We start from the raw sequence: 25,389 nt of genomic DNA, 5'->3' as shown, positions 1-25,389 counted from the left end.
GTATAAAAGTAGTTTATTCGTGAATTCTGTTTGAAACTAAGCTTTTGCTTTTCGAATTTTCCGATACATGAAGAACCAAGGTCTTAATATGGGATACATGAAAAACAGGTAGGCCGGCAATTGGACCAGCTGCCAATCTCTGGCATAATGTTTTAAATGAACTAAACAGGTTAATTTATGCCTTACCCCTCTTTTCAAAGCCATTAGTTTATGTGTTCTGAAATAAAATTTTGGTGCTGCCGGGGCATCTGTATCAAGTTCCTGCACTCTCTTTTCCAATACTTTTGATAATTTCAGTTCCTCGATCATCTCTTCACCCCAACCTGTTGGCAGTGGTGATCCAAATAATTTGCGGGATAGAAAAAGTCCTTCTGAGACAGATTTTTCCACACCATTTTCAACCAGGAGTTGCAGGAATTTTTTACCGTCGATGTGCTGATGATATTTTTTAAGCCAAAAATGCACATCCAGTATCCATTTGAGTCGATACCATTGGTGTTTCGTTCCATGTAAACACAGATAGACCAAATAAATCTCGGTACTAGGTCTTAAATAGGTGCAATTTTTGAAAGCCACTTTTTCTGATTGTTGAAAGATTTCATTGGTTGAGTAGGGCATCAGTTCCTCAATAGCAAACATCTTCCAATGCAATTCAATTCGAAACGGATATTCCTTATTCCAAAAGACAAGATCCGAAACTACTTTGATAAACGCATTCCATTGTGGTTTGGAGAATTCAGAGATATCATTCTCGCAAGTGTACCCCAACGATTCGAGCAACCTGATTGCCGACTCTGCATCCTCAGGCCTAACGAGAAGGTCTATATCCTGAGATTCCCTGATGACCGGATCGCCCAATAGTTCATCGGCTAATGAAGGGCCTTTTAAGGGTAAAACTGAAAGGTTTTGCTGATTGAACGTTTTGACGATTTCAACGAAAGACTTAACCATTTTAAGTTGAAACATCGTCTGTTGTATGAGATGACCTTTCATGGCCGCTGTTATTTTTTCATCCAAATGTGTTCCCCAACATTTGCTCACAACCAAAAGTGTTGAGTGATACCTCAACATCCTAATAAACTTGTCTATGTTGATGTCAATCGAACTTTCATGTTTGGCGTTTGAAATTAAACGGAGCAAAAATTGAAATTCTTTTGAAACTCCAGGTGAAGAGAAATAATGATCAGGTATGTCAGTCATCAAAGACCTTTATAATTTTCAGATATCAAATTTCAATGAAACTAGATTAATCTGATCATATAATCTAAAAGCATTTCGAAAGAAGTTTCAAGTCAAGATTGGTTCGAGCATCTTTCTTTTCACATGCATTCATCGTTTAAGCTAACTCCAAGCTTCACGTAAAAAATTGATCCAGTTGTCCGAGCAGATATTTAAGATGTCCTGATCATGGTATCCACGCTGTTTTAATAGGTCAGGAATTTTCTGCAAGTCCGCAATGGTGTCCAGATCTGCAGGACTTTGTTCGGTACCAAACGCACCATCCAGATCAGAACCAATACCCGCATGCAAGGAATTGCCTGCCAATTGGCACACATGATCAATGTGATCCACCACACTGTTCAGGTTGACATTTTCGTCTTGCGGCGTAGACTTGCCACGAATCCAATTAGGCGTCAACATCCAGGCATCCATGGCTGCACCAATTACGGCTCCACGGTTGATAAGAGTGGTCAACTGTTCATCCGAGAATTGCCGGTGGTGCGGAACCAATACCCGACAATTGTTGTGACTGGCAATAACCGGTCCTTGAAAATGGTCCAGTGATTCCCAAAAGCTTTCATCACACAAATGAGTGGCGTCCAGGATGATGTTCAGGCGATCCATTTCCTTCAATAAGTCCTTTCCTTTTTGCCCGATCCCACCAGTGGCGTCTGTACCTTGTGCATAAGTCCCTGGTCCGTAATGTGCGGGACCGATAAGCCTCAGTCCACTTTCATAGGATTTTTCCAGGTGCTTGAAAGACACAATAGAATCTGCACCTTCCAGGCTTCTGATCAATCCAATAGGAGAGGAGGCAGGATCACTTTCCCACTGCTTTAGGTGTTCTTCCAGGCTGGTTTTATCGGTGATCAACTTGAAATGACCAGCCTCGATCATGGTTTCATACCAGGCATTTTGTCCTTGTGTTTGGGCCCAGGCTTGTTCAGGTGAGTTCCAGCTTGCTCCAGGAAGCGTATTGCTTCTTTTGGTATATCGCGCAATTTGGGTACCGATCACCATGCCAATGTTCCCTTCCCGCAGACTGGGCAAGGTCACGGTGCCTTTTTCCCGATCGGGTTTGTCAGTCATGCCTTTTTCCGATTCACGAATTTCCTGAACGGTCCAGCGCAGATCGCGATTCCACTCCAGGGCGTTCATGGAAAGGTCAAGGTGAGCGTCAAAAATTAGTGGTTGTTGTTTCATTAAAATACTAAATAAAATCGGTCACGAGCTGGTATCGGCCAAAACTCCTTATAGCGTCCCTTTTCCACGGCCATGGCTTTATCATGAAGCGCCATTGACGGGCAGATGTGGTAGGGCATGGCAAAAACTACATCACCGATGTTCCATTTTTGGGCCTCAGAAGTAGAGATCACCATGTGTTCTTCACTATGCATTTCAATGACGGCATCAGGAATCTGAGGAAACTTTGCGACTGGTACCTTCATTTCTGAGGCAATGGCTTTGTAGCCCAGGTCAATGCAAATTTTATTATCATCTGGCAGGCTAACCACGCGGGCCATCAATTGAGCTGCGATTTCAAATGGGAGGTCCGGAAAATTCCTGCCATAGCCAATGTCCCAAAGTAAAGTAGTTCCTGGTGAAAGTTGTCGGTTTTTGTGAACGGCGTGAATAGGGAGGGTTATGCTGCCGCCACAGATAAGTTCTTTCGCTTGAGTGTCGGTCTGATTGACCAAATCTAATACGGGTTGAAAAGCCTTTTCAACTGATCTTTTTCTGGATTTCAGTTCGTGATCGTGAATTTGACCATCATAGGCATGCCAGCCTCGGAAATTCAGTAGACTATCATTGATCAAAGTCAAAATCTCAGGAGCTTCACGTGGGTCACAGCCTGTACGATCCATCCCTACATTCAGGTCAATAAATACATCAAATTCCCGTTCTAAGGCCATCCAGGGCTGCAACTGATCAACATGATCTACTAAAATGGAATATTTCGTTTCAGGGAAATAACTCTTCAGTGTATGGAACTGATCGATGGCAGGTCCTATCAATGGATAGGCGATCAATACGTCCTTTGCGCCGACAGTACCCAACATGAACGCTTCCGAAAGCGTGGCACATTTGTGTTTGTAGATGGCTTTTTGAAGCTGTAGCCGAATAATATCCGGACACTTATGAGTTTTCACATGGGGTCGCAATCGATCGGGATTCCCTGCTATTTCGATCATCCGGTCAATATTTCGTTGGATTCGTTCGGGGTAAACGATCATCGCCGGAGACATGATCTCCTCATGCTTTTCAAACTCGAACCACTCGGCCATATTACTTCAGTTGGAAGATCGCTTCTATTTCTACAGCAATACCTTCCGGAAGCATCATGCCTACGGCACTTCGCGCACCAATGCCCAGGTCACTTCCTAAAAGCTCTCCCATGAGTTCGCTGAAGCCGTTGATCACTTTCGGGTGATTCGGAAAATCCGGTGTGCAATTGACCATGCCCAGTGTTTTTACGATGCGGTGGATGCTGTCGAAACCACCAAGTTGGCTTTTGATGGTAGACAGCATGGTAAGCCCGACTTGTTTGGCCGCATCATATCCTTGATCCAGAACCATGTCATCACCTACTCTTCCGATGATCAGGCTGCCATCATTTTTGACGGGTCCTTGTCCGGAAACATAGAGCATGTTGTCGATGACAATCGCAGGTTTATACACGCCTGCTGGGGGAGGAGCTGGTGGAAGTTCAAGGCCTAGCCTTTGTAGGTTTTCTTCAATTGGGTTCATTATACGAAAAAGTCAAGTATCAAAACGGTGATCAAGCCAACGATAGAAACAGTGGTTTCCATGAGCGTCCAGGAAAGCAGCGTTTCCTTGATGCTGACGTTGAAATATTCTTTGTAGAGCCAGAAGCCGCCATCATTGATGTGAGAGAAGGTAATGCTCCCGGCACCAGTTGCCAATACCAATAGTTCTGGTGAAACGACCCCTGCTGCTGCGGTGGGGACCATGATGCCTGCGGCAGTTAAAGCAGAAACCGTGGCAGAACCAACACTCACGCGAATCACTGCGGCGATCAGCCAGGCCATCAATAAAGGGTTCATGCCCATGCTTCCCATGAGATTGCCAATAGCATAGCTAACCTCGGTAGCGATCATGATCTCTTTGAAAGCGCCAGCGCCAGCGATGATGAGGAGCACACCTGCCACTCCCGAAACAGCAGACGAAATGACTTTCATGACTGCTTTGATGTCTCTACCGGTTTTCACTCCCAGGAAATAGATGGCACTCAATACAGCCAACAGCATGGCCAGGGCGGGATTGCCAAGTGCTTCAAGGATAACATTGGGACCAGTTACCGATTTTAATAGGGATGCTCCGCCTATGAGGACCACAGGCAATAAAGCAATCACCAGGCTGGTGGCAAGAGAAGGAACTTTGTATTCGTTATTGGTTTCAACCACATATTCTTCGAGTGGAACTGGTTTGATGCGCTGCATGGTGCCACGCAAAAAGAATTTGGCGGCGAAAATGGCAGGAATGCCCGCGATGATCCCGTAGATCAGCGTCAATCCTATATCTGCTGAGTACATTTCTGCAATGGCTGTTGGGGCCGGGTGTGGAGGCAGGAAACCATGGGTTACAGATAGGGAGGCCAGCATGGGAAGTCCTACATACAGCAAGGGTAAGCCCGTATTGGCGGCGATGGCTATGACCAAAGGAACAAGAATCACAAACCCGACGGTGTAAAACATAGGAATGCCCACAATAAAGCCAGTAACAATCAGGGCGATTTGGATGTTTTTGCGACCGAACTTCTCAACCAGGCTATTGGTAATGTTATTTGCCGCGCCACTTTCAGCGACTAGTTTGCCGAGCATGGCCCCAAATCCCAGGACCATCACCAGTGAACCAAGTGTTTTCCCAATACCACTTTGAATGGCTGAAATAGTATCAGTAACGGATAAGCCGCCCATGAGTCCGACAAACAAACAGACGAGCATGAAGGAGATGAAGGCATCCAGTTTAACGACTGTCACCAGCAGGATCAGCGCGATGATTCCCAGTATGATAGGTAGAAAGGTCATGGTCAGTTTAAGTATAGGTTAGTCTTGCTTTTGATCAAAAATATGGGTGGCATAATTGATTTCCCAGGCATCCATCAAAGGTCGGATGCTGCTGGCGCGTTTTACAAATTTTTCGTAATCCCGATTTCCTTTAGGAGACCAGAGTACTTCCGACATGGCTAAAGCCCTTGGGTACACCATGTATTCGGCGTGATCAGATGAGGTGATGTATTGGGACCATAGGTTACACTGCGCACCGAGTACTAAATGTTGTTCTTCCTCTGATAATGATGGTGGAACCGGCTCATAACTATATACTTTTTCGACAGCCGTGATTCGCTTGATGGCCAAGGGCTCGGCTTCCATGTCTGCCTGATAATAATCGAAATAGCACCATTCCCCGGGAGTCATGATGACCTGATGGTTCTCTTTTGCCGCTTCAATTCCCCCTTCTTCACCCCGCCAGCTCATGACAATGGCATTGGGAGCCAGGCCCCCTTCCAGGATTTCATCCCAACCAATGATCGATTTTCCGCGGCTGTTAAGGAATTTTTCGATGCGTTGCACAAAGTAGCTTTGTAGCTCGCTTTCATTGGCCAAACCTTCCTCCTTCATACGTTGCTGCGCATGCGGGCAATTTTCCCATCGGGACTTTGGCGCTTCATCTCCTCCGATATGTACATATGGCCCCGGGAATAGTGGCAATACTTCATCAAAAACATTCTCCAAAAACTCAAAAGTAGATTCTTGACCTACACAATAGATGTCCTGAAACACTCCCCAGGTAGTGGCGGTATGATAAGGCCCTCCGGTGCATCCAAGATGCGGATAGGCGGCCAATGCAGCACTGGCATGTCCAGGTAATTCAATCTCTGGTATGACCATGATGTGCCTTTCCTGCGCATAAGCCACAATTTCTTTTACGTCTTCCTGGGTGTAGAAGCCACCGTAAGGGACACCATCGTAGGTGACCTGGTCCCGGGTGGCAGTAGTCGCATAACCGATGGCCGTTTCCTTACGGAAAGCACCTATGTTCTGTAATTCGGGATATTGTTTGATCTCAATGCGCCAACCTTGATCTTCGGTCAGGTGCCAATGGAACCTGTTGAATTTGAAGTGTGACATCATGTCGATGTATTTCTTGATGAATGCCACCGGAAACATGTGGCGGCCGACATCCAAATGCATGCCTCGGTAACCAAACCTTGGAGCATCCGTGATTTTCAATTGTGGTAAAGCATCCCCTTTTGATGAAAGGATCTGAAGCAAACTTTGTGAACCATAAAATAATCCGGGCGCTGCCGAAGCATTGATCTTGATTCCAGCATTATCGATGACCAATTCATAGGCTTCTTTTTCGAGGTTCGCCTCTTCAGACAATTGAAGTTGGATTTCAATTTCCTTTGCCGAGTAGGTGGTGTTAATCGCTGCGACCTGGTTGGTCAGCCAAAGTTGTTCCTGCAGAAGCGCTGCTGTGGCTAATTCTCCTTCTGATTTTGCTACGATATTAAATGTCTGATTGCTGGCTAGTTGTCCACCAGAAAGGGTCATGGAATCCGGAGCTGGGATGATATTGGGAGCATCAACTATTGACTGCTCAGGAGCCTGACAGGATTGAAGCCAAAAAATCCCCAAAAAAGTAATGAGGACGCTGAAGTAGGGGTGGGACATACGAACGTCGGGTTTTATTCAAGTTGAAATTACTCAAATAAGCAGATGATTCTTGCTGATGACATGGATACCCACCCTGAAAGGACCGCCGACCTATTCATTTTGGAAGGCAAGGGCAAAAAAGAGGTCATCTCTCAATCACCATCGTCATCGGACCCTTCTCTCACGACCATAGAAGCATAAGCAGATCGAAGTTTTAGGTTGAAAGTTCTTAACGAAAAATCCGGATGGAATAAGAAGCCAATAGGTAAAGTCAATGCTTGATCTAAAAAGCCCATGTCTACAAGCGCATTGTAAAAATGCGTAAGCTGTCTTTCAAAATCTTCGATCAACAAAACCTGAGGAGTAAGCTTTGGCAAAATAGTCCCAATCTCATCCGGGAATTGAATTCCTAAAGCAATGAGTTGAGCTTGCTCTTGCTCAGCTTTTGACAGTTGCTCTTTCAATGCTTTTCCTTTGGCTGTCAACATCGGAGCATTCAGCAAATAACCTACTTTGCTGAGTAGCCCCGACCTGAAAAGTTGTCTGAGAACTCCATCTTTTCGATAAGTAAGAAAATTGCCGTACAAATTGTAAATTCGATGCAAGTAGGGCTCTAGTTGCTCCTTTTCCTGCAATAATTCTTCAAAAAAGGAAGCTTCATCCTTTCGAAAGTTTTGCTTCGGTTCAAAGTTCCCTCCAGGAGACACATAATATTCATTTACCAGTCGATGGTGTATTTCTTCTGATTCGGTTTCCAGATTGATTTTGTTTTGAATGACGAGTTCATAAAAAGTGGCTTCCATCAAATGCTCGGTATTGGCTGAAGGGCGAATTAACCAAAGCATTTGTCCCAACGTAAGGTTGGCTTCCTCGCTATCATGTTCACCCAGGTGACGTAAGTCCATGATTACCGTGATCAAAAAGGTGAGGAAGATCAGGATAGGTAAAAATGCGAGCCAGAATAAGAATCTCGCAAACCCTGCGCCATAGGCAACGAAATCCATAATGAAGTAACTTCCTCCAATAAGTACGACTAATCCCAATACGATCGTAAGCCACATGGGCAATCTGGAAATTCCGTAAAAGGAACGTGCCTCGTGCTTGTTTTTGATTCGTGCCAATCTGATCAAAAAATAGACACCAAATACGACTAAGATCCAGAAAAATGTCCAAAGGAGGAATACCGCTCTGGGGTCAAAACTGTCGTATTGTTCATCTTCAATTCTTCGTTGTTCCAGGGCATCGTGTCTTCGGTAAAGTTCCTTTTCGACTTGATCCAATGTTGTTACGACCGTTGGAAATATCGAAGCACCTTCTTTCAAAGGAACATTGAGGAATTGGAAAAAGACATTTTCGAAAAGCCGGGTTTGCGGATCATTGAGCCTGGTCGTTTTTACTACAACAGTATTGTCCGTACGATTGATGGACACAAATACCCGCGGTGTTCTACTTTGGTTGGCATTGGGACTTTGTGGTTCATCCGAAGCATTGCTATAGAAATACAACTGCAGGATAATGTCATGTTCACTTTGAATTTTCGAACATCGGACTTCCAATTTTTTGATCTCCTGTTCAGATAGGATACCGTCCAGATCAGAAACATTTTGGCTTCTCGATCCAAAGGGCAAGAAGAGTAAGATCAGAATACTAAGTAGGTTTTGCATTTAATTGTTTTTTGAGGTCGTTTGGTTTTGGTACGAATATACTTGTACGGTTCAATACTATCAAATTGCTTGAACTAGTAACCCTCATTGGCATCGTGATCATTCCATGACCAGGGCAATCGATAGAAATAGGCTGCTTTCAATTGAGAATTGAATGCTCTTAAGGAAAGTCTATAATCAAATAAAATACCCGTTGGCTGTTGCATGGCGAATTGGGTCAGTCCCGTTTCCACCACCATATTATGAAGTTCTGTGAGACGTTTTTCAAAATCCATCACCAGTAGGCAATATTTATTCAATTTCAGAAGCACCTTGTCTAAGTTTTCCGGTCGATTTAATCCATGGTTGATGAGCTTCTCTTGTTGAGCGATCCTCTCCTTGATTTTCTTTTGGAAGGTTTGGCCCTTCTCGGTTAGTATAAAAACGTTGAACACCCAACCCCACTTATTGATATATCCAGCAGCCACCAAGGGTTTGATCAGTACATCTTTCCGGTAGGCTTTGAAACGGCCAGTGGTTTTGTAGACTTCTTTGAGATAGGTAGATAGTTTCTTCGGCTCTGTTGATGATTTTTCCAGAAATATGGCTGCATCAGGTCCAATTTTACTTTTGGGTTCCCCTTTTTGAATGTGAAATTCAACCACCTCTCTGTGCATGTGTTCATAGGAAGATATCAACAGAGCAATGGATCGATTGAAAACTGCTTCGTAAAAGGAGAACTCCATCAAATACTCTGTTGGGGTTCGCCGATGGCCTAGAAAAGCAGTTTGACCCAACGATAAGGAGGTGTCTTGATTTTTAAGATTAGATATGGTGTGAATGTCTTCGGGAATCTTGATCAGGAGTCCAAGTCCAACCATCAATGGATAGGCGGTGAAGGCAAGGCCAACCAGGACAATGGCGAGTTCTTCATAAGGCACTACCCACGCCAACCAAAAAGAAGCCAGCATAAAGAATGCCATACCTCCCCCAACTTTGACCAGTGGAGTTAATCGGGATAATCCATAATACTCGACTATTTCATATTGATTGCCCGAACGAAATCCTTTAAGAGTAAATAATAGTACAAAAACGATGAAAAGTGCTTCAAAAAAATTGACCAGAATTCTTGTTTTTCGGGTGAATTCATCGGCTTCAATAGTTGCTTGTTCGAGCGCTTGATCTCTGATTAGTTTTTTCCTGGAATAGGCTTTTTCGATTTCTACTAACGTCTGTTTCAATCCCTTGTAGATACTTCTGTTTTCGCGTAGATAGGTCTCAATCCATTGAAAAAATACTTGTTGATGAAGCACCTGAAGATCATTCGGAATTTTTCTCATCTCCAGACGAACGACATGCTTTGAAAGGTCAAGATAGGCGTACAAATAGGTATCCCTTCCAGATGCTGGAACGTATCTTGGTTTATTATCCTCAGTGATCAGGTAGACATAGATCTCAAGTTTGTACTTGTCATATATTTCTCTGCACAATAGTTCCAATTCGGCTGTTTCTTGCTCGGACAAGACATTGTTTTCGTCTCTAATTCCGCTCCCGAGAGTAAATAAACCGAAGGATAAAAACAGGCCATATAAAAATGCCTTTTTCATTGTCTTGGCTAATTCTAAAATGCTTCAGCCACGCTAATATAGAAGCCGGAAGTATCCTCTCCAAATCCCATGTCGATGCGCAGATTGAGGCGTTCCTTATCGTCTACCTTGAGCCTTAGTCCCCCGCCAAAGGAAGGCTTGAGGTCCTGTAGGCGGAATTCGTCCAGCCGGTTGAGTACATTGCCATATCCGATGAATCCGGCTGCTCCAATTTTCCAAAAAAGCGGCATGCGATATTCGACCTGCGCAGCCAAAAGATGCTGATCCCGGAATCGGCCAAAGTAGTATCCGCGCATGATGGAGTTCCCACCGAATAAAGAGAGTTGTCGAAAAGGGGCGGTCCCTTCTATGAAATTGCCCAGAAACTGAAAGGCGATAATATCGTCTCGAGATTTGAAAGGGCGAAAATAATCCCGAAAGTCGATGCGATAATTAGTGTATTGAAATTGTCCACCCAGCACTTTGCCATGGAAAAAGGCGGAAAACAGCAGGTAATACCCTCGAAAGCAATTGTTGATGTTGTCGCGCTTGTCTAGGACAAAGACCGGTCCCATTCCGGCTACTTTGGATCCATTGTAGCCAGCCACCTGTGTGGTTTCGAGCAGCCCTCCTTCAGTCAGGTCCAGGTCATACCGATGAAAGTATCGGATTTCGGCACCGGTGAATAGCCCCGGAACGACTTGCTTTAATACACGCTGGGTAAATCTAAAAAACTGATAAGAGACCCGTTCTTCATTGGAATTAGGGGTGTCTTGTCCAACACCATAATACAGCTCCGGGAACTTTACATATCGGACCTGGCCTGAGAAAGAAAACTTTTCTGCGTAAGTGAAAAACTGATATCGGGTCGAGAAGATGGCCTGATTTTTTGTGGTGTAGAGGCCTAATCCCCCAATTTGTGAAGACCTTGAAATGGTGTCTTTTCGATTGAATTTGAAAACACGAAATGTTGCGCCGCCAAACCCTAGTCCATTTTCCGGTGAATAATTGACTGCCGGTAGCGCGATCCAGGTGCCATTTTTTTCTGGTTTTTCCTTGACCTGGCCAAGGCCGTCCAAACAGAGGAGCACACAACAAATGGTTAAAACAACTTTCACGAATAGGTCTGGATCAACCGACAAGATAAGTCGAAATGGTCAACTTCGACTGGCTCAATTTGACATGGCTATTTAATACCGTCCATCTTTTCGTCAACAAATGGGGGAAACCTTTTGTCAAGTTGTATGGTAAAGAGAACATACCGCGTGCGTTTTAATCCGCATGGTGTTAATTTTAAGCATATGAAAAGCGTTTGGCCTTTTGCGTTTCTTGTTTTGTTCCTCATGGGTTGTCCTGATCCTGCCGATCGTCCAGTGGAAAGAGAAATAGCCGGAGGTGAACTGAATGCGCTTGAAGCACTGGGAGATGATCAATACATCACGACCTCTGTGAATAAAGGTCAGGTAAGTGCTGCTACGGAAGGTAATGTGGTCACCCTGACCATTGAATTGGATGGATTTACGGCCAATACCTCTCATGCGATTCATTTACACAATGGTTCTTGTGAAGACCCGGGAGCACATTGGAATCAAAATTCATCCAAGAGCTTTTGTGCGGAAGAGAGTCTTGGTGTTGCCTGGAGAAAATCATATGCCGGAGATATCGGTAACATTACAACAGACAGTCAGGGGCGCGGGTATTTGAGGTTAAGTACAGACCTTTGGACACTGAACACTGGCCTGGATTCTGACATACTGAATAAGGTGTTGGTGATCCACGAGCGTGGGGAAGACTTTGGTCCGGAGTGCTTCATTCTTACTGCGCATGATCACGATGGCAATTCTAAAATTGCCTGTGGACGGATTGAACTTCGTGACTGATACTCACAATCTCTTCTTAGAATAGTACCAAATCTTGTATTTTTTGAGGGTGTATGCGCCGTGAACGCTTGGGATTGTGCAATAGCTGTCGTATCTTGATAGGAGACCTTTGACCAGGGTCTGTTGAAAGTTGTATCGTGCTCTTCCTCGGGTCGTACAAGCGCCGGCTATTGAATTCTAAGATTTACCGTTTCTTTCATTTCGTAAGATTCCCGTTCATCTTTGATCCTTCCTGCTCAGCGCAATTTGTAATTCCGGGAATGGCATTATGTCGTACTTTGAAGAACCAAGTTATGAGATTGAATATGAAAAAGATCAACATAGAGTCCATGGTTAGAGATGTAGCATTCGAATTTGGCGAAAGCCTGTGGAGATACTTCCACATGCGCGAAAGACGATTCCGCACATTCTAATTCTAGGATCAACCATTTTTTTTAAGGGTCTCAACCAGTCCCTGTTAGACATTTTATCCTCTTTACTCATCTCGGAGCAAAAGCTCCATGAGCCTAATAGCTGCCACCTCCCCTTTTCTATTCAGGAAAGTTCTATCCGTATTATCTCCCAGTTCGAATACCAGTGCTGGCATATCATGGTTTCTAAAGAAGAAATTTCTGGAAACTAACGTAGGATCCATCCGTTGCGATGGTTTGATGTTCGCGGTGTAATTAGGTAGGTCTGCTTCTACCTGGAGTAACCATTCATACATGATCCCTCCTTTGTTGTCCGTAAAGCTGGAATCTACCGTATAGTAGATGTCGTCCCAGGTGGAATGGAAGTCTATCCCAAAAACAAACTCATCACCTGCATCCGATTTTTTGTCAAGAAAGTTTTTGACGTTCGTCGTTTCCGGTTGATTGAAGTTGTACCAGTCACGGTTCAGGTCAATACCGCCCATGTTATGTCGCCAGTGGCCATTGTCCACGCCATCAGGATTCATTAAGGGTACTACATACGTGTTGAATTTTTTCCGGAATTTTTTAGCTGTTGGTGTATCGGCCATCAAGGTTTCTACAAATGATTTCATGGCCAGATAGCCAGTCACTTCGGGTGGATGCTGCCGGGAAATGATCATAAGGCTCTTATCCGATTTACCTTTTCCGATGGACATCACATGCATGTCTCTTCCTTCTTTGGATTTTCCGAGGATTTCCTGGCTCGCCTCTTTATGCAGACAAATGCCATCAATCCATGATTTCACATGACCTGAGGTGGTCAGTTCCTGCGCCGCAATCCAGGTTGGATTTTCATCAATGTCCAGTGTGATCCGGATTTGCTCAGGTTGCGCACCCATTCCGAAAGCACCTTCTCCCATGTTGATCGGTTCATATCTTGCCGTGTCCAGCGGCGCCCAATTCAGGGCATTCGCATCTTTACTGATTTTCGGATAGTAGCGGCTTCTGGAGTTTTGGTACGTGAACAGTACCTTGATGGTCTTAGGCGTTTTGGACCAGACTTTGAAGGCATACCAGGGGCTGGGATTGATCGGAATATTTTCTGCTGAGATCAAAATCGTGTAATGATCTTCCCCAGATTGGGTAACACCATTTAATCGTGCCCCATCAAAATCATTGCTGAATAAGACCTGCCCCTCATCAAATTCCCAGGTACCTTTCCATTGTTTGATGGTCGGTTTGGAGTCTGTAGGAACAACCTCCGCCGGTGCCTGACCCTGGAAAGTAGGTTTTTGTGCGGAAGCACTGATGAAAATGAAGGTGCTAAGCAGGAAGGAAAGTAAGAGTCTCATGGTACTAAGTTAGTTGGAATTGGGTATTGCACTCATCACAACTGTGAAATGGACCACTATTTTTCCCCTCTCAAGAGGGGATTTCAAGTTATCGTTCAATACTTGATTCTATCCCTGAGCCATTACCCTTTTGGATTCGTAAAACAACTTATAAAGTACCAGGATCACCAATAGGGTTAATCAAGTGGAGGAGATCATGCTTCCGGTGATGGTCAATAATGCTAACCGCAACTTTTAGGAGAGGCAATAGATATAGAATTGGATAAGGCTTTAAATAAGTAAGACCGCTCCATTCGCATCATCCTGCTGGCCTAAGTTATGTTAGTGCGTGAGATGGTGAAGTCTACTGCACAAAGGAATAAACCAGTTAGGCATAGAGGAATAGGGTAGTTAGGCATAGAGAGATAGGGTAGTTGACCATTGTGGAATGGGGTGGTTGGAATGAGCGTGTCAATTCATCCCAACCCACAATTCAGCATAAGGTCCCAAGAGGGGATCTCAATGAATCGTTCAAAACTTGATGCTACCCCTGCGCCATCACCCTTATTGGATTTGTAAACCACTTGTAGAGTACTGGGATTACCAACAAGGTCAACAAAGTCGAGGAGATCATGCCACCGATGATGGTCCAGCCCAAAGGTGACCAAAGTCCTGAGGACGAGAATGTTAATGGAGCCAGTCCCAAAATTGTGGTAGTTGTTGTAAGTAGGATCGGCGTGAATCGGGTCTGACAGGCGATATTGATCGCTTCCAGTTTCTCTACACCGGACCGTATTTGCTGATTGGCAAAATCTACCAGGATGATCGAGTTGTTCACAACAATGCCCACCAGGCTAATGAACCCTACGAAAGCAAAGAAGGAGAAGGACCAGCCGGTTAAAAAAAGTGCAACGAATGATCCCGTGATGGCCAAAGGAACCGCAGCAAAAACAATCATCGGTTGCTGGAAGGAGCGGAATTGCAATACCAGTACCGCGAAAATTCCTATCATGGCAATGATCAATAAGGTACCCAGGTCCCCAAAGGAATCTTGCTGGCCTTCATACTCACCACCGACGTAGTAGGAATATCCTTCCGGGAATTCCATTTTTTCTAACTCTTCTATGATGGACTCAGTGATCTGCGTCACCTGCTCAGCTACTTTCACATTGGCAGTAACCGACGTACTTCGGTCGGTATTGAAGTGTAAAATTTCAGAAATTGCCGGAGTAAACTCCACATTGGCCACTTGTCGGATCGGTAGCTGATCTCCAAATTGATTGGACAGATACAACTTATTGAGGCTACTCAAATTGGCTTCTGCCTCTCCGGTTTGGACTCGTAGGTCATACTCTTCATTATTCATAGAAATCTCATCGATGGTCAGTCCATCTACCCCAACACGTGCAGCCCGATCAATGGATGCTAAGGATACAGCAGCCAGACCAGCTTTATCGCGATTGATGGCAATTTTGATATCCGTTTTATTGACACTCAGAGGATTATCAATGTCCAGTGTTCCGGGTGTATTCTCAATGATTTCCTCTACTTCGAAAGACAGTGTTCGTAGCACATCCAGGTCATCTCCAATGATGCGGATCTCTACCGGCGCTTCGAAAGGAGGGCCATTTTTCAATTCGGCGAACGTGATCCGACAATCTGGATATTGTGAGAAAGCTAGTCTGAAATTTTCCAGGGTTGGATAAAATTGCACCGGATCCCAGGACTCAAAATTGACCAGGATCTGTCCATGATATTTCTTGAAACGCTCATTGGGTCGGTTGTAGTAGATCATGGGATTGCCATGCCCGGTATTGGATACATACTTGCTGACAAACTCCGTGGTGTCCAGGATACTTTCCACATAGCCGACACCCTTCGCCGTACGGTCGAGACTGCTTCCGCGAGGAGCATCTACTTCGATTAGGAGCATCGGTTTATCCGCATTCGGGAAAAAGCTTACCCCTACACTTGGGAACAACATGATAGCACCTACAAGACTTAGAAAGCCGATTAATACAACCAACCAGCCTCGTTTCAGAGAAGCTCTGAGCAACGGCATGTACGCCTTGGCAATGAATAGATCAAGCTGTCGTTTGAACCACGAACCTTTCTCTGCTTGCTTTTGTCGAAGCAATTTTCCACCCATCAGTGGTGTAAGCGTAAGAGCCAGGATAAGGGAAACTATCAGTGCAAAGATCACGGTGAGGGGCAAGGTTCTCAGGAACTCTCCAGGACCACTTTCCATCAACGCCAATGGATAGAAAGCCAATAAAGTAGTGGCAGTGGAACTGACCACTGCCCATCCCACTTCGCCGGTCCCCTTGATGGCGGCATCCTTTAGTGAATGCCCCATCTGAAGATATCGTTGGATGTTTTCAACTACTACGATGCCATTGTCTACCAGTAACCCTAAAGCCAGAACTAATGCGGCGATGGAAATTTGTTGCAGAGCATAACCTGACAAGTCTAACATTCCTATGGCCATGATGATTGCCAGGGGAATCACTGTCATGATGATCACCGATGGACGGAACCCAAGGAAAATCAAGATGACCAGGCCGACGAGTAATACTCCTTGCAGGAGGTTGCCAAAAAACTCATTGATCCGCCCTTGCACGGCAGGTGCTTGTTCAAAGACTGTTTCGAGGAAAACGTCCTCAGGTAATTTTGTTTGGAAGGCAGCAATTGTGCTATTGATGTTTTCTCCTACCTGTACGAGGTTGTTCCCTGATTTTTGGGTAACCGTCAATAATATGGCCCGACGCCCTTCGTATTTGGCAATCCAATTGTCTTCTGCATTATCAAATTTCACTTCCGCTACATCTCCAAGATGGACCAGGTGATCAGAAGTAGTAGCGATCACCGTTTCGCGGATTTGATCCAGGCTTTTGAAGCTACCAGATGATTGAATGCTGAAGGATCTTTGACCTGCAGCCACATCACCGGCAGGAATATTCAGATTTTCCGTTTGCAATATCTGCAATAGCTGATCCAGAGAAATATTGAAAGCGGAAAGCCGCTGAAAATCCAGGGTTACTTTGATGATCTCATCTGGATACGCCAGGGTTTCTACATCATCTACGCCTTTTACTTTCTCAATTTCACGCTCCAGGTCTTCCGCCCAATTCACCAATTCGGCAAAGCTTCGTTCGGGAGAACCCATGGCAAGTTCCTGAATTTTCACCCTTGTGTTTGGCTCATATTTCGTTACGTCAAGCGAAAACAAGTCTGGAAGATCTGGCTCGACACTTTTTACTTCACGCACAATTTCATCAAGCTTTTCTTCGACATCCATGCCGAATTCTCCTTCCATGGAGATCACAACGACTCCCTCTTCGATGGCCGTTTCAATCTTTGTAATGTCATCGATTTGATCGAGAACTTCTTCCAGTGGGTCGGCAATCAGTTCTTCCATGTCTTCTGGGCTGGTCCCAGGATATATGGCTGCAATGTTGAAGAAAGGGAAAGAAGGATTCGGGTCTTCACTTCTGGGCATGGTGCGCAGGGAGGAAATACCTAGAAAGGTCCCCAGCATGATCACGATGATCACGAACTGGTAATTCTTAAGTGCTAATCCTGGTAATTTCATGTTAATTAATTCTTAGGTCAGCGATTAGTCGAGTGTTTCGAAAGCTTCACCCTCTCGAAGGAAGGAAGCGCCTTCAGTCAGGATACTTGGTGTGGCTTGCGGGAAAGCTGAAACGGCCGTCGTAAAATAGTCTTCTCCAATGTAATCCGGAGTAACCAGCATGCGTTGTGTTGTCTGACCTTTTGGAACGAAGATCGCTACCTGTTCTTCCAGGCCTTCGATGATTGCATGCATAGGAATTTTGTAATAGGCTTGCTGAACGGAAGGATAAATAGTGGCCTTAGAAAAGAATCCACTCTTCAATTCATAAGGGAAATTTTCAACCGTCAATTCGACTTCAAAGGTTCCAGTTCTGGGATGTCCTTCGGCAGCAATTTCAGTTACTCTGGCCTCTGCTTCCATGCCTTGATAGGCATCAATGGCCAGGGTAGCTCGATCTCCTAAGTTTAATTTCACTACATCACGATCGGCCAGACTCACGGTGAGGCTCATGCCTGCTTGCTGGGAGGCGATGGTGAAGATAGGTTGCCCCGGATTGACCAATTCGCCCTCTTCCGCCATCTTTTGCTGTACCACTCCAGCCACGGGAGCAATGATTTTACTGTATGACTGATTGAAAGCGGCAATCTTCAATTGTGATTGAGCTACGTCCAACCCCGTTTCAATGTCCTGGACACTTTGCAGTGTTGCGGCAGAATCCGCATACAATCGACGGAACCTTCCCAGGTCGCGTTCCAGTTTGTCGACATTGGCTTGTGCCTGTCGGACTTGTGCATCGATTTCAGATAAGTCCAGCGTTGCGATGACCTGGCCTTTTTTGACGTACTGGCCTTCGCGAACCCGAAGTGAATTGATGATCCCTCCGGTTTTGAAAGACAGTTTGATGCTTTCCAGCGATTTGATTTTACCGGAAGCAAATACCGGAAGCGGATCTGTACTTTGCTTTAATTGGACCACCTTCGCTTTTTTGGTGGTCGGTATGACTTTTGGATTCTTCACATAATCCTGCTTACAGGCTGCAAGCAAGATGACGAAGGAAAGGATAAATAACTTTTTCATATGGATGAAATTGAAGGTCTTGACCAGGTTTTAATAGGCCAATGCCCGGTCTAATTGGGCTTTGCTAGCCAGTAATCGATATTTTGATAAGTTGAGCTGCAATCGGGAAGTGAGTGCTACTGATCTGGCATCCAGGTATTGGACCAGTAAGGCTTGTGATTCCCGGTATTTGCTGGACATGATGTCGAAGCTTTTATCCGCACTTTTTTGCGCGAGTTCCTGCGATTGGTATTGTTTCTTGGCAGCGACCAAAGTACTGTTCGCACGGGTCACTTCCAGCGCAATTTGTCGGCGGAGTTGTTGTTCCTGGCTTTCGATGATGTCCAGGGATACTTTGGCCTGCTCGACCTGACGTTTAGCACGAAAGCCTTTGAAAATGCTCCAGGAGAAGCCAAGGTTGAGCAACCAGTAATTTTCTTCAGAACCGAAGCGATAATCTTCTCCCTGATATCCCATATCAAAAACCGCGTTGACCTGAGGTAGTCGGGTGCCTTGTGCCAATCGAATGGCCTGAAATTGTGCTTCTTGTGCAAACTGAATTTGATTCAATTCCTGACGTCTTTGCAAAGCATCTTCATAAGAAACCAGGTTGTCTGAGGAGATCAAGGAGCCGATAGTCAAAGCAGGATCTTCTTCAATGGCCGCATCATGATCTTTGTTCAATAGAAAATTGAAATAGGCTTTGGCAATTGCTTCATCAGCTTGTGCTGCGGATAGGTCTGCTTGCAGTTGTGCTAATTCAAATTGTGCTCTATAGATTTCATCGAGGGTCACCTGATCTTCACGGTGCCGCTTTTGGTTGAAATCAACCAGTGCTTCCAGTAGTTCCTGATTGGATTCGTAGATACGAACTGCCTCAACTGCTTGCCAGTAGTTGTAATAAGCCACCTTGATTTCCTTTTTCAACTCCTCTTCATAGGCGGCTTTTTTCGCTTCGGAAGCTTTAAGCAGCTGCTGTTGCGCCTTCTGATTGTAATAAATGTCCGAGTTGAACAGTGGTTGTATCACCCGGATCTTTGTGTCGTGAAAGTTGTTGGGAAAGAACTGCTCATTCACATTTTCAATGGTTGGGAATTGGTCCGTTCCCGTCATTTGGTTGAGCGTGCTGTAAACTGGATTGAGCAGATCCCCAATAGGGAAATTGATGGTTCGGCCACCGTCCGCCAGCGTATAATCTGATTGTAAGTTCACTGTGGGCAGGAACAAACCTTTGGATTCAGAAAGAGCCAATTGACTGGAGGTTACCGCCAGCGATTCTTGTAATAGCTGCTGATTATTTTGGAGTCCTTCGGCAATGTATTGGTCCAATACGGATTGTGCCTCTGCGACTGAAGAAGTCAGCCAGAAGATCATGAGCCCGAAGCATTTGAGAACGTTCATTTCGGTCAGGAATTAAGTTTCTTGATTAGTAAATCAAACGAGTAGGGGGCTTTGTTCGAAAGCACAACCTGGGTGAAGCCTAAAATCTTCCCCTTCAATCGTGTTTGAAGCCCTGTGAATCGTGAAGTTGAATGCTGATTACTGTACATCTATATTTTACTTAACAGTGTTTAGTGATTGTCAAAATTTTTTAATCCGGGTCTAACATTCCGTTCAATGAGCCCAATGCTTTTTCCAATAGCAGGTCTACATTTTCCCCTTCATACATGCTGAGCCTTTTTCTAAGTTTAAGTGAGGCAAGGCCATGAACAGCGGACCAAATCGCCAGTGACAGAGGATGTAAATCATGCCCCTTAAAGTGACCTTGATCCATACAATGCTGTACCGTATTGATCAGGATGTCATGACTTCTTTCGCCAGACCATTGTTGGTCTTCATGTTCCATCGGAGCGCGGTTTACAAACATCAAATCGTAATATCCTGGATGCTCTGAAGCAAATTTTAAGTATTGTTTACCCAGTTCTTTTAATCGCTTCATGGGATTTTCAATGGATGTTACCGCCGAAAAGTATTCGAAAAACAAAGAAAAGGCTCGTTCACTGATCGTCGCGAACAATTCATTCTTGTCCTTGAAATGCAGGTATATGGTCGCAGGGCTGTATTCAATCTTGTCGGCGATCATCCGAATGCTGGCACGTTCGAAACCTTGCTCCAGGAAGAGTTCCGTTGCCGCAGCAATGATCTTCTCTTTGAGCTCCAGTTTTTCTCGTTCTTTTCGTTCGGTTATACCCACTTACTAAACATTTTACACTTACTAAACACTGTTTAGTGAAAAAGGTTTCACTACCATTGAATTTTTATTTTCATTGCCTTATGAAAATCAATTGGATCTTTCTTATGAGTATGATGCTTTTGTCTTGCCAGGACGAAAAGGCGACGTTTGAAGAGGTGCCTTGCGTTGAAACCCCTGATATTCCCAACAGTAATCGGCGGCTGATATTCAAACCGTGCCGGACATTCATTTATAAAGCTCGTTATTGGGATCATGAGTATAATCTGCTTTCTGATGAATTGATTCAGGTTGATGTTTCCGGGAGAGGATGGGAATATCAACCGGATAGGCAAGATGAGATAGTGATTCAATATCAATATGAGACTGAGGATATTGGTAGGCTGCAATCCTATAGTCTAAATCCTGATTTGTCCTATTGGACTAAAAAAACCACTACTGGAATCATAGAGAATGAAGATCGGTTCTGGATACATCCATTCCGGAGTAATCAATATGACTTTACAGAAGTGGCACCCTTTCCGGAGGTCACTTTTCCTTTGTCAATAGGCAAGATCTGGGGAGGTTCATTGAACATTGGTGAAGGCTGGGGAGTATGGGGCCATTCAACCGTCAATCATCGGTACGAAGTACTTGCTCACGAGCACGTTGAAATTCCTTTTGGAGTAATGACTGCATGGGAGGTGAGCAGTATTGCTACAGCTCCTTATGGGACATCCTTCCATAACTTCTGGTTCCATGAGGATTATGGATTTGTGAAAATGACAGTTAATAATTACGCAAATCAGACCCTGCAGTTCCAGCTAATTGAGGTCATTGATCGTTAATCGTATGTGTATAGAAAATGGGAAATTCTTTACATAAAATTACTAGTGATTGGAAGATTTTTCAGAATGATAAAAAAACTACAAAAATCACCCTTGAATTCCCTGAAGGGATGGTTTCTATTTCCCCCTTTAGGGTTGGGGTAAATTTAAGATTCAGGAAAAATCTTCAGACAGATTCAATAATCGCACTTTTCTTTATGATTTAGGATTTTGCCGAATACTTACAACATAATAATCCTTTACATGGATAACATGATCAAACCTCCACCCTCCGTTGTATTGCTTGTGACAATACCAGACTCATTATCACAAAAGCGGTGAACAGAAAGAAGCCAGTGTTTAAGGTAGAATCATTGGTTGTCAACATGTTGAAAGTTCCTGATCCTTCCAGTTGCTTTAACTGATCGGTGAGGATGCTGGCAAAGCCAATATAAGACATGAAGATGGCGACCACCATCACATCGGCCATGGACCACTTTCCGGACTTGAAAACGAAGAACTTTACAACGGCATTGGTTTGCAGCTTTTTAACATTCAGCATCAGGAATGAGCAAATCACTTTGGTCAGCGGGAATAGCACACTGAAGGCCAATACCAGAATTCCAACCGCTACAATGTCTGCCTTGCCTTGAGTGATCATTAATCGGACCACCTCCAGTATGCTTTTGCTTTTGAAATAGAGCACCTGATCATTGAAAGAAATGGTTTCTCCAAGCATGATAAAGTCGAAGGATGAGATGCGTGCGTCGATATCGATCATGGGAAGCAGGACCCCTGCAACCAATAGAAATACACTTGTGCCCAGCGCAATCATGATCTCCACTTTTGAAACTTGTTTGTAGTAGAGCATGTAGAAGGCCATGGCTGCGACCAGAAAGTAAAGCAAGCCTTTATAGGGTGCAGAAACTTCTTGATTGGCTTCCAAAAAGATGGTCAATTCAGCTTTGGCTGCATCAACCTCGGTATGATCATATTTGGCCAGGATGGCATCTCTACGAGAATAATCTACCTGATTGAACGTATCTTCAACATATTTGTCAATCACGTCACGAATGTAACCTTGCAGGTTTTCCCGATTTTCAGGTCGTTCTAAAAATTTAAGGATCTCATCAGCAAATTCCGGTACCCGGTCTCGTACCTGTCCGAACACGTTGAATGCGGATAGTGCCGAGCTTTGAAGCATGCCTAGTAACCCTTTCGGCTTCTTTGGGGCGTACTGTTTTTCCATCGCATCGATGGCCTCATGCAGGAAGCCTTCGATCTCTTTTTTCATCACCTCCTTGTTGTCACCAGAGAAATCAATTTCCTCCACTTTTTTGGAAAGCACATCAGTAAGAATGTCTTTCCATTCATCCACATTGAACAAGCCGTATTTGGAATTGGACAGCTCAATCAGGTCCTCTTTGATGGCTCTTCGTTCCTTTTCATGATAATACAGCGTCAACAGACTAAACATGAGGATGAAAGACAGTAAAGAGAGGACTGCTATTCTGATTTGCATATTCCTGGGCTGAAGCATTTCTAAATTAATCGTCTAAAATACCGGAAGGATCGACGCTGACCAAAAGAGGTATTGTCTTGGGTTGACGAAAATGATCCTGTTTTGTTACAATGATGATAAAAGACGTCTTACGGGCGCCTCCTTTTGATGCAATTAACATTTTTTGGGACCTGATCCATGTAAGATTGGTTTTGCCGAGCGTTCTTGGGTAAAAACGTATCATGGTATTATTTAGAAATTTAGCGCTACTGGCGTTAACCTTTTGGGTCTATGCCTGCACAGAATCAACAGATCAAGTCATGGGAAACGAGAATCCTGTTCAATCGATTTTGATTTCTGAAATTGATGTCAATGATGACTTTACTTCCACTAGTTTCAAACTCTCTAATAAAGCTAAAAGCACATACTATACTGGAGTGGTTGTCATTGCTGAATTCCGCCGTGAAGGCCGAAAAATCGGTTCTGAACTTATGGTTGTTTATCCGCCCTTATTTGGTCCAGGGAAACATTTTGTTCACGAGCAATCTTTGTATCCGGCCTCGGAAACAGATGAACTTCATCTTTATGTAGAACGAGCTTCGTTTTACCCAGAGCATGAGCTGAAGTCAATCTTAGAAAATGAGGATAAGTAACCTTCTTTAAGGTGCGGAGGTATGTTATCTTTAAATCAAAAGATGGACAAGATGACTTTCAGATACCTCACCACTGCCATTTGTATGTTGTTTTTTGTGGCGATTCAGGCCCAATCCGATCAAAAATACCTGGGTCAGAAACCACCCGGGAAAACTCCCGAAAAGTTTGCTCCTGGTTTAATTTCCTTGCCCCTGGAATATGAATTTGGTTCTACTTTTTCACGCGATGGAGAAGAGTTTTTCTATTCAGTGAGTGTCAATGGAAGAGGGGAGACGAAATACATGCGTTTGTTGAATGGCAAATGGACCGAGCCTGAGGTGATCCTCGCCCATGAGGCCTTTGGTTACAATGACCCAATGCTCTCCGTAGACGAAGACAAGCTCTATTTTATTTCCACACAGACGGAAACAGACAATCCTGGCGACTATGACATTTGGTATGTTGAACGAGCTGGTGAATCCTGGTCAAGTCCGATCAATGCTGGTCCAATGATCAATACGGAAAAGAGTAATGAATATTACATCTCCTTTACGGAATCCGGTGCCATGTATTTCGCCTCTAACAAAGCCGCACCTTCTGATAGAGGTAACGATTTTGATATTTATAAATCGGAATTCAAGAATGGAAAATTTCAAAAAGCCCGGAAAATGCCTTTCAATTCCGAGTACTATGAAGGAGATGTCTTTGTAGCACCTGATGAATCATATGTGATCTTTTCTGGCGAAAACCCAGCAGGTCTGGGACGCGGAGATTTGTACATCACCTTTCAAAACAATGGAGAATGGACCAACCCGGTAAATATGGGTGAACCGATAAATGATCTGGGACACCAGTTTTGTCCGTTTGTTACCTACGATGGTAAATACTTGTTCTTTTCCAGCAATAGGGACATTTACTGGGTGGATGCTGCCATCATCGAAAACTATAGAGCCAAGTAACTGATGAGAAAGGCTTTATATTTTTTAATGCTTATCGTGAGCTTTTTGGCAATGTCTCAATCGAAAAAGATTTGCATTTCTATTGATGACCTTCCGACGGTGCCATACAGTTTTCGGAGTGCTGATGATCAATGGAAAATCATGGATGGTTTGGTGAAGACCCTGACTTCCGAAGGTGTTCCGGCCATTGGCTACATCAATGAAGGGAAGCTATACAAGGAAGGTGTCCTGGATTCCTTTCAAGTGAAATTGCTACGTCACTGGTTGGCGAATGGTCTTGATGTCGGAAATCACACGTTTAGTCACAAAAATTATCATCGGACCACTTTTGAGGAGTTTACCGAGGATGTCCTTGGAGGGGAAAAAATCACTCGCCACTTGGTCAAAGCATATGACAAAGAATTGAAGTTTTTCAGACACCCTTACTTAAGGATGGGATTGCGAGAAGGGCATGCTGATTCTCTGAAAATCTTCCTTGAACACCATGGTTATAAACAAGCTCCGGTGACTATGGACAATGAGGAATATCTCTTCGCTTTTGCCTACAGTCGGGCCATGAAAAAAAGAGATGAAACACTCATGGTCAGAATCGGCACAGATTATGTTCAGTACATGAAAGAGAAAGCCGTCTATTTTGATCGTCAGGCCATGAAATTATTTGATCGTCCAGTGAACCACATCTTGTTGTTGCATGCCAATGCCCTCAATGCGGAGTATCTGGATGAACTCATAGCGATGTATCGAGCAGGGGGTTATACCTTCATTTCTCAGGAAGAGGCCTTGAAAGATCCAATCTATCAAGAACGAATCACTCGATTTGGAGATTGGGGCATTTCCTGGATCGATCAGATCGCAATCAGCCGAGGGAAAGGGGGATCATTTTTTGAAGATGACCCTAAAACGCCATCTTACATTTATGAACTAACTCGCTGAGA

The 25,389-nt window shown here is 44.3% G+C and carries 20 protein-coding genes; 5 read left to right on the top strand and 15 right to left on the bottom strand.

Translation table 11 applies throughout. The features are described 5' to 3' along the window. Nucleotides 1-36 precede the first annotated feature (36 nt). From R8G66_27375 to R8G66_27335, 9 genes are all read right to left on the bottom strand, one after another. Nucleotides 37-1,200: a nucleotidyltransferase family protein gene (locus R8G66_27375; GenBank protein ID MDW3196124.1), complete on the bottom strand. Its 1,164-nt coding sequence runs from the start codon at nucleotides 1,198-1,200 to the stop codon at nucleotides 37-39. A gap of 141 nt (nucleotides 1,201-1,341) precedes the next feature. Next, nucleotides 1,342-2,424, bottom strand: a complete 1,083-nt coding sequence (locus R8G66_27370) for a membrane dipeptidase (GenBank protein ID MDW3196123.1) — start codon at nucleotides 2,422-2,424, stop codon at nucleotides 1,342-1,344. Beyond that, nucleotides 2,424-3,506, bottom strand: a complete 1,083-nt coding sequence (locus R8G66_27365) for a D-TA family PLP-dependent enzyme (GenBank protein ID MDW3196122.1) — start codon at nucleotides 3,504-3,506, stop codon at nucleotides 2,424-2,426. Before R8G66_27365 ends, R8G66_27370 begins: the two co-directional genes overlap by 1 nt. 1 nt (nucleotide 3,507) lies before the next feature. After that, nucleotides 3,508-3,969, bottom strand: coding sequence for a RidA family protein (locus R8G66_27360; GenBank protein ID MDW3196121.1), 462 nt, complete (start codon nucleotides 3,967-3,969; stop codon nucleotides 3,508-3,510). Then, a complete protein-coding gene (locus R8G66_27355) occupies nucleotides 3,969-5,270 on the bottom strand; it encodes a gluconate:H+ symporter (GenBank protein MDW3196120.1) in 1,302 nt (433 codons plus the stop codon). Before R8G66_27355 ends, R8G66_27360 begins: the two co-directional genes overlap by 1 nt. An 18-nt stretch (nucleotides 5,271-5,288) precedes the next feature. Further along, nucleotides 5,289-6,920, bottom strand: coding sequence for a beta-N-acetylhexosaminidase (locus tag R8G66_27350; protein ID MDW3196119.1), 1,632 nt, complete (start codon nucleotides 6,918-6,920; stop codon nucleotides 5,289-5,291). Nucleotides 6,921-7,054: 134 nt separating this feature from the next. Beyond that, nucleotides 7,055-8,566, bottom strand: coding sequence for a hypothetical protein (locus tag R8G66_27345; GenBank protein MDW3196118.1), 1,512 nt, complete (start codon nucleotides 8,564-8,566; stop codon nucleotides 7,055-7,057). 74 nt (nucleotides 8,567-8,640) lie between these two features. After that, the gene (locus R8G66_27340; protein ID MDW3196117.1) at nucleotides 8,641-10,152 is read right to left on the bottom strand and encodes a hypothetical protein; all 1,512 of its coding nucleotides are present in this window, start codon (nucleotides 10,150-10,152) and stop codon (nucleotides 8,641-8,643) included. Nucleotides 10,153-10,166: 14 nt separating this feature from the next. Then, a complete protein-coding gene (locus tag R8G66_27335) occupies nucleotides 10,167-11,249 on the bottom strand; it encodes a BamA/TamA family outer membrane protein (protein MDW3196116.1) in 1,083 nt (360 codons plus the stop codon). 183 nt (nucleotides 11,250-11,432) lie between these two features. Here R8G66_27335 and R8G66_27330 point away from each other — a divergent pair, with 183 nt between their 5' ends. Continuing rightward, the gene (locus R8G66_27330; protein MDW3196115.1) at nucleotides 11,433-12,011 is read left to right on the top strand and encodes a superoxide dismutase family protein; all 579 of its coding nucleotides are present in this window, start codon (nucleotides 11,433-11,435) and stop codon (nucleotides 12,009-12,011) included. 475 nt (nucleotides 12,012-12,486) lie between these two features. On the opposite strand, the gene R8G66_27325 is transcribed toward R8G66_27330, so the two are convergent. The 5 genes from R8G66_27325 to R8G66_27305 form a co-directional block, all read right to left on the bottom strand. Next, complete coding sequence (locus R8G66_27325) at nucleotides 12,487-13,755, bottom strand: M14 family metallopeptidase (protein ID MDW3196114.1); 1,269 nt, start codon at nucleotides 13,753-13,755, stop codon at nucleotides 12,487-12,489. A 523-nt stretch (nucleotides 13,756-14,278) separates the two neighbouring features. Further along, complete coding sequence (locus tag R8G66_27320; GenBank protein MDW3196113.1) at nucleotides 14,279-17,326, bottom strand: efflux RND transporter permease subunit; 3,048 nt, start codon at nucleotides 17,324-17,326, stop codon at nucleotides 14,279-14,281. A gap of 24 nt (nucleotides 17,327-17,350) precedes the next feature. Then, the gene (locus R8G66_27315) at nucleotides 17,351-18,385 is read right to left on the bottom strand and encodes an efflux RND transporter periplasmic adaptor subunit (protein ID MDW3196112.1); all 1,035 of its coding nucleotides are present in this window, start codon (nucleotides 18,383-18,385) and stop codon (nucleotides 17,351-17,353) included. 30 nt (nucleotides 18,386-18,415) lie between these two features. After that, nucleotides 18,416-19,765, bottom strand: coding sequence for a TolC family protein (locus R8G66_27310; protein ID MDW3196111.1), 1,350 nt, complete (start codon nucleotides 19,763-19,765; stop codon nucleotides 18,416-18,418). A 190-nt stretch (nucleotides 19,766-19,955) separates the two neighbouring features. Then, nucleotides 19,956-20,558 (bottom strand): TetR/AcrR family transcriptional regulator, encoded by a 603-nt coding sequence (locus tag R8G66_27305; protein MDW3196110.1) that lies wholly within the window; start codon nucleotides 20,556-20,558, stop codon nucleotides 19,956-19,958. Nucleotides 20,559-20,638: 80 nt separating this feature from the next. Here R8G66_27305 and R8G66_27300 point away from each other — a divergent pair, with 80 nt between their 5' ends. Continuing rightward, a complete protein-coding gene (locus R8G66_27300; protein MDW3196109.1) occupies nucleotides 20,639-21,382 on the top strand; it encodes a hypothetical protein in 744 nt (247 codons plus the stop codon). 256 nt (nucleotides 21,383-21,638) lie between these two features. On the opposite strand, the gene R8G66_27295 is transcribed toward R8G66_27300, so the two are convergent. Continuing rightward, the gene (locus tag R8G66_27295) at nucleotides 21,639-22,883 is read right to left on the bottom strand and encodes a paraquat-inducible protein A (GenBank protein MDW3196108.1); all 1,245 of its coding nucleotides are present in this window, start codon (nucleotides 22,881-22,883) and stop codon (nucleotides 21,639-21,641) included. A 221-nt stretch (nucleotides 22,884-23,104) separates the two neighbouring features. Here R8G66_27295 and R8G66_27290 point away from each other — a divergent pair, with 221 nt between their 5' ends. Genes R8G66_27290 through R8G66_27280 form a run of 3 tightly spaced genes read left to right on the top strand, consistent with a single transcriptional unit; the run spans nucleotide 23,105 to nucleotide 25,387 of the window. Beyond that, the gene (locus tag R8G66_27290; protein ID MDW3196107.1) at nucleotides 23,105-23,515 is read left to right on the top strand and encodes a hypothetical protein; all 411 of its coding nucleotides are present in this window, start codon (nucleotides 23,105-23,107) and stop codon (nucleotides 23,513-23,515) included. Nucleotides 23,516-23,566: 51 nt separating this feature from the next. Next, nucleotides 23,567-24,454, top strand: coding sequence for a hypothetical protein (locus R8G66_27285; GenBank protein ID MDW3196106.1), 888 nt, complete (start codon nucleotides 23,567-23,569; stop codon nucleotides 24,452-24,454). Nucleotides 24,455-24,505: 51 nt separating this feature from the next. Then, nucleotides 24,506-25,387, top strand: a complete 882-nt coding sequence (locus R8G66_27280; GenBank protein ID MDW3196105.1) for a polysaccharide deacetylase family protein — start codon at nucleotides 24,506-24,508, stop codon at nucleotides 25,385-25,387. Nucleotides 25,388-25,389 lie beyond the last annotated feature (2 nt).

The sequence above is a fragment of the Cytophagales bacterium genome (genome assembly GCA_033344775.1).
In the GTDB taxonomy this organism is placed as follows: domain Bacteria; phylum Bacteroidota; class Bacteroidia; order Cytophagales; family Cyclobacteriaceae; genus JAWPMT01.
This window is presented reverse-complemented; position numbering and strand designations above follow the sequence as displayed.